Source organism: Paraburkholderia sp., from assembly GCF_034668105.1.
In the GTDB taxonomy this organism is placed as follows: Bacteria; Pseudomonadota; Gammaproteobacteria; order Burkholderiales; family Burkholderiaceae; genus Paraburkholderia.
Genome location: NZ_JAXDPY010000202.1, coordinates 1 through 5996, shown reverse-complemented (window position 1 = coordinate 5996; position 5996 = coordinate 1). Strand labels below are relative to the sequence as shown.

Below are 5996 nucleotides of genomic sequence, written 5' to 3'. Positions count from 1 at the left end.
GCCATCAATCGAGCGCAACGAGTTCACCACCGTTGACGCAATGTCGTTGAACGGCTGCGCGCGTCCCGTGCCGAGGTTGAAAATACCCGACTTCTCCGGGTGATCGAAGAAGTGCAGATTGACTTTCGTCACGTCTTCCACCGACACGAAATCGCGCGTCTGCTCACCCGCGCCATACCCGTTGTATTCGCCAAAGAGCTTGACCTTGCCCTCGGCGCGGAACTGGTTGAAGTTATGAAACGCCACCGACGCCATGCGCGCCTTGTGGGTCTCGCGCGGCCCGTACACGTTGAAATAGCGGAAGCCGGCAATCTGGCTCTTCGCGGTAGGCAGCACGCGGCGAATCACCTGGTCGAACAGGAATTTCGAATAGCCGTACACGTTCAGCGGCTGCTCGACTTCGCGCTCTTCGACGAAGCGGCTCGAGCCACCGTACGTCGCCGCCGAGGACGCATACAGAAACTGGATGTTTTGCGCGAGACAGACATCCAGTACTTCACGGCTATAGCGGAAGTTGTTGTCCATCATGTAGCGGCCGTCGCTTTCCATCGTGTCCGAGCAGGCGCCTTCGTGGAAAATCGCGCGCACTTTGCCGAAATCGCCCCGCTTGAAGCGTTCGACGAATTCGGTCTTGTCGAGATAATCGTCGATCTCGCAGTCGACGAGGTTCTTGAACTTGTCCGCGCGCGTGAGATTGTCGACCGCGATGATGCGTTGTTCACCGCGCTCATTGAGCGCCTTCACGAGATTGCTGCCAATAAAGCCGGCCGCGCCGGTGACAATGAGGGTCATGATGATCCTGCGGTAATGATGTTCAGTTGACGCCGCGCTGCTTGCGGAGGATTCCGGCGGATTCAGCTGCCTCGCGTCACTAAGGGCGCGCGGCAGGGAACCCGGCGGCACGCGTCAATGAAAGAGTTCGTCGTAAGTGACGGTGGCGGTGCCGAGCTTGCCGACCACGATGCCGGCCGCCCGATTCGCGAGCCCGACCGCCTCGACCAACGTCAAACCCGCGCCGAGCATGGCGGCGAGCGTGGCGATCACCGTATCGCCCGCGCCCGACACATCATACACTTCGCGTGCAACGGCCGATGCGTGCAGGATGCCGTCGTCGGAGAAGAGCGTCATGCCCTCTTCCGAACGTGTCAGCAGCAACGCGTTGAACTCGAGATCGGCGCGCAGCCTGGTGACGCGCGCGATCAGATCTTCCTCGGATTTCCATTGTCCGACCACCTCGCGCAACTCGGCACGATTCGGCGTGATCAGCGTGGCGCCGCGATAGCGCTCCCAGTTGTCGCCCTTCGGATCGACCAGCACCGGTTTGCCCGCCGCATGCGCCTTTGCGATCATCTGCGTGACGTGCGTGAGACCGCCCTTCGCGTAGTCGGACATCAGGATCACGTCGTGCGACGGTAGCAGGTCGTCGAAACGCGCGAGGCCCGCGAGCAACACTTCATGCGCCGGCGAGTTTTCGAAGTCGACGCGCAGCAACTGCTGCTGACGCGACAGCACACGCAGCTTGATGGTGGTGAGCAGATCCGGATCGCGCTCCAGATGCGGCGTGACACCGCTTTCGCCAAGCAATTGCACGATGCGCTCGCCGGGTTCGTCGTGGCCGACCACGCATAGCAAACCCGCTTGCGCGCCGAGCGCAACCGCATTGCGCGCCACGTTCGCCGCACCGCCGAGGCGGTCTTCCTGGCGTTGCACATGCACGACCGGTACGGGCGCTTCCGGCGAAATACGGTTCACGTCGCCGAACCAGTAGCGATCGAGCATCACGTCGCCGACCACCAGCACGCGCGCCGCGCCAAGGCGCTCGCGCGGCACCACGGTAAGTGCCTCCGCAGGCATGGACTGAGCAGCTTCAGGCATGGCTGGAGACATCGGCCGGAAATTCAGGGGGCTGGGCATAGGGTCGTCCGATCGAGTGATAGTCGATACCGAGTTCGATCATCGCGTCCGGCTCGTACAGATTGCGGCCGTCGAAAATCAGCGGTGACTTCAGCACCGATTTCAAGTGCACGAAATCCGGGCTCTTGAATTCCTTCCATTCGGTGACGACCACCAGCGCGTCGGCACCGGTGAGCGTTTCGTCCTGGGTGCTGGTGAAATGCAGACGCGCGAGTTGATCCGGTGCATCGTGCAGATCGAGCGCGAACACGCGGCGTGCTTCAGCGACGGCCACGGGATCGTATGCGCGGACCTGGGCGCCGCGCGCCAGCAGTTCAGCGATCACGCGACGGCTCGGCGCCTCGCGCATGTCGTCGGTATTCGGCTTGAATGCGAGTCCCCATACAGCGAACGTACGACCGCTCAGATCTTCACCGAGTTTGGCCGTGATCTTGTGCACCAGCACGTCTTTCTGCTTGTAGTTCACTTCCTCGACCGCTTCGAGGATGCGCAGATTGTGGCCGCTTTCGCTGGCGGTACGGATCAGCGCCTGCACGTCCTTCGGGAAGCAGGAACCGCCGTAACCGCAACCCGCATACAGAAAGTGATAGCCGATCCGCGGGTCCGAGCCGATACCGCGACGCACCGCTTCGATATCCGCGCCAACCCGGTCCGCCAGATTCGACATCTCGTTCATGAACGAGATGCGCGTGGCAAGCATCGCGTTGGCCGCGTATTTCGTGAATTCGGCCGAACGCACGTCCATGTACATCGTGCGTTCGTGATTGCGGTTGAACGGCGCGTACAAACGCTTCATCAGTTCGCGCGCGCGCAGGCCGGCTTCGTCTTCGTCGCTGCCGAGCACAATGCGATCGGGGCGCATGAAGTCGTCGACGGCCGCGCCTTCCTTCAGAAACTCCGGGTTGGAGACCACCGAGAAGCGATGCTGCTCGCTATTGGCGAGCCCGCGTTTCGCCAGCTCTTCTTCGACCACTGTGCGCACGCGCTGCGCCGTGCCGACCGGCACCGTCGATTTGTCGACGATCACCTTGAAGCCGTTCATCGTGCGGCCGATGTTGCGCGCCGCTTCGAGCACGTATTGCAAGTCGGCTGAACCGTCTTCGTCGGGCGGGGTGCCGACGGCGATGAACTGCACCTCGCCGTGCGCCACGCTCGCTTCGATATCCGTCGAAAACGTAATGCGGCGCGCCTTGCGCGTACGGGCGATCATCTCCAGCAAACCCGGCTCGTGGATCGGCACGCCGCCGTTGTTGAGGATTTCGATCTTGCGCGGATCGACGTCGAGACAGAAGACGTCATGGCCGATTTCGGCGAGACACGCGCCGGTGACGAGGCCAACGTAGCCCGTGCCGATAATGGTGATTTTCATACGCTTTCCGGTTGAGGTTTCCGGTGAGGGTTTCTCGTAGTGAACAAGGCCGTCATGATCCCGCCTGGCCTACTTCGCCTGGCGGGCCGCCGTCTTTGCGGCTCGACTACACGATTGCATGCGCGCTCAGTTCGACGCCGTAATCGGTTCGACGCGACGCGGCGCATAGGTTTCCCAACCGCTGCAACCCGGGCACTGCCAATAGAACAACCGCGCCCTGAAACCGCAATTCTGGCACGTATACCTCGGCAAGTTTTTGGTGCGCTGGCGGATCAGCGTACGCATCAATTCGAGCTCGCTGCGCCGCGGCTCTTCCGCGACCGCTTCCTGCGCCTCAAGAAGACGCGTCATGCCCGCCAGATTCGGCGACTTCTGCATCTGCGAGCGCGCCAGCGCATGAGCGGCGTCGGGCCCGCGGATTGCCGCAATGTGCTGATAGGTGACGTCGAGCAGATCGTTCGACGGATAGCGGTCCACCCACGTAGTGAGCAGATCGGCGCCATCCTGAGGACGGCCGAGCGCCTCATAGGCCTTCATCAGCTTTTCGGCGACGAGCGGCAGATAGGCGGGATTCTGTTCCTCGACGCGCCGCCACTGGACGATCGCCGCCTCTTGCGAACCCGCCGTTGCGTCCACGTCGCCGAACAGAATCGTAGCGCGTACGTTGGTCGGGTTCGCCTTCAGTGCAAAACCTAGCTGACGGCGCGCCTCGTCCGCATTCTTCTGCTGAAGCGCTTCCTGGGCGAGTTCGCAATGGAACTGCGCGATTTCCTTGTCCAGCGACTCGGCGCCCATGGTTTCCAGGTGGCGCGCGATGTCGATCGACTTAACCCAGTCTTTCTCGATCTGGTAAATGGTCAGTAGCGCACGCTGTGCGCCCAGCGCGTAATTACCCGTCTCGAGCGAGCGGAAGGTCTCTTCCGCACGATCGAGCAAACCGGCCTTCAGAAAGTCCTGGCCCAGTTCATACAGCGCGTGATCGCGCTCGGTGACGGGCAGATCGGTACGGCTCAACAGGTTCTGATGCACGCGAATCGCGCGGTCGGTCTCGCCGCGGCGGCGGAACAGATTCCCCAGCGCAAAGTGCAACTCGATCGTTTCCGGGTCGAGCTTGACGACTTCGATAAACGCGTCGATAGCCTGGTCGGGCTGCTCGTTGAGCAGGAAATTCAGGCCGCGAAAGTATGAACGCGGCAGGTTCGCGCTTTCGGACAGCAGCGTCTTGAGGTCGTAGCGCGCGGCCATCCAGCCGAACGCAAACGCGACGGGTATGACAAGCAGCCACCAGAAGTCTAGATCCATGCGATTAATGCAAATGTGCGGGACAGCGTAAACGGAAAGCCGCGCCTCGGAAGCACGGCAGAAGACAACTTAGATCAGCGGCGGCATGGGCGGTTGTTCGACCACCACGGGGGCTTCACGCGCCACCCGTAGCTCGCGCTTGAGCCGGCCATTCTCCATGCGCAGGCGCACCATGGCCGGCACCGACGACACCAGCCCGGCCAGCAGCCCCACCACGAAGAACGCGAGGCCAATCAGAATCAATGGCGCCGACCACGCGTAGCCGGCGAGGAAATTCAACGTAGCAGGTTGTGTATTGGAGAGTGCGAGCACCAGCAGGAGCACGAACACCAGCACACGGATCAGCCAGACGATAAATTTCATGAATAGGTCTCTTGACGGCAGTTGCGGGGTGACGCCGGCCTGATGACGCGTCGCGCCACGGTGTTGCCCGCGCCGAAGTGACCCGTATTGTAATTGAAGCCCTCGCGGCTGGGCAGGAACTGGCTGATTGAGGACTTGCGCGAGGGTGATCCTGCTGCGGGTGGCGGCCTGCGCAGACGTGTTGGATTTTGAAGATACGCTGCATGCGTACAGAGGCCACCTCGTCAAAGCTACCGGTGAAAAGCACCACTGACAACAGCGACGAATGAAAACGACGGACGAAAAAAAAGCGCCCGAAGGCGCTTTTTCTGGTCTTTTGCCGTCTGGCTTTGGCCGCTGACGCTACCAATGCCACGCTGCTAACACGCAGCGAAGCATTTACAGGTCGTCGTCATCCGGCTCATCGGCCTTCAGCGGCTCGCCCGAACGTCGATCTACCCGCTCGCGCAATTCCTTGCCCGGCTTGAAGTGCGGTACGTACTTCTCAGGTACCAGCACCTTCTCGCCCGACTTCGGATTACGCCCGACGCGGGAGGGACGACGATTAAGGCCGAAGCTGCCGAAGCCACGAATTTCAATGCGATGACCGTTGGCAAGTGCCTCCGACATCGCATCAAGCATCGTCTTCACCGCGAAATCCGCATCTTTAAGTACAAGCTGCGGAAATCGCGTAGCCAGCTGGGCGACCAATTCCGATTTGGTCATACTGCAGCAGACCTCTCAAGAAAACTCAAGGCTTACTGGTTCTGGCCGTCGAGCTTGGCCTTCAGCAGCGCGCCGAGGTTCGTCGTGCCGGTAGCAGCCGAGTTCGAATCCGACGAAGCCAGGCCACGGATCGCTTCCTGTTGCTCAGCCGAATCCTTGGCCTTGACCGACAGGTTGATGCCACGCGACTTGCGATCGATGTTGATGATCATCGCGTTGACCTTGTCGCCTTCCTTCAGCACGTTGCGAGCATCTTCCACGCGGTCTTGTGCGATTTCCGAAGCGCGCAGGTAGCCTTCGACTTCCGCCGACAGCTGAACCACTGCACCCTTCGCGTCCACCG

General features: G+C 61.3%; 7 protein-coding genes. All 7 read right to left on the bottom strand.

Going from position 1 to position 5996, the window contains the following annotated elements:
* The coding region (rfaD, locus tag QOC89_RS09520; protein WP_323044792.1) for an ADP-glyceromanno-heptose 6-epimerase at nt 1–792 on the bottom strand (792 nt) is incomplete at its 3' end.
* 114 nt (nt 793–906) lie between these two features.
* Entirely contained in the window at nt 907–1914 is a 1008-nt protein-coding gene (gene rfaE1 / locus QOC89_RS09515) for a D-glycero-beta-D-manno-heptose-7-phosphate kinase (RefSeq protein ID WP_323044791.1), read from the bottom strand.
* The gene (locus tag QOC89_RS09510; RefSeq protein ID WP_323044790.1) at nt 1868–3283 is read right to left on the bottom strand and encodes a UDP-glucose/GDP-mannose dehydrogenase family protein; all 1416 of its coding nucleotides are present in this window, start codon (nt 3281–3283) and stop codon (nt 1868–1870) included. Before QOC89_RS09510 ends, rfaE1 begins: the two co-directional genes overlap by 47 nt.
* A gap of 126 nt (nt 3284–3409) precedes the next feature.
* Nucleotides 3410–4585 carry a lipopolysaccharide assembly protein LapB gene (lapB, locus tag QOC89_RS09505; RefSeq protein WP_323044789.1) on the bottom strand — a complete coding sequence of 392 codons (1176 nt, stop codon included), beginning with the start codon at nt 4583–4585 and terminating at the stop codon, nt 3410–3412.
* Nucleotides 4586–4654: 69 nt separating this feature from the next.
* Nucleotides 4655–4948, bottom strand: a complete 294-nt coding sequence (locus tag QOC89_RS09500) for a LapA family protein (protein WP_179733568.1) — start codon at nt 4946–4948, stop codon at nt 4655–4657.
* 378 nt (nt 4949–5326) lie between these two features.
* The gene (locus QOC89_RS09495; RefSeq protein ID WP_028200079.1) at nt 5327–5653 is read right to left on the bottom strand and encodes an integration host factor subunit beta; all 327 of its coding nucleotides are present in this window, start codon (nt 5651–5653) and stop codon (nt 5327–5329) included.
* 32 nt (nt 5654–5685) lie between these two features.
* A partial coding sequence (locus QOC89_RS09490) for a S1 RNA-binding domain-containing protein (RefSeq protein WP_323044788.1) occupies nt 5686–5996 on the bottom strand: 311 nt, incomplete at its 5' end.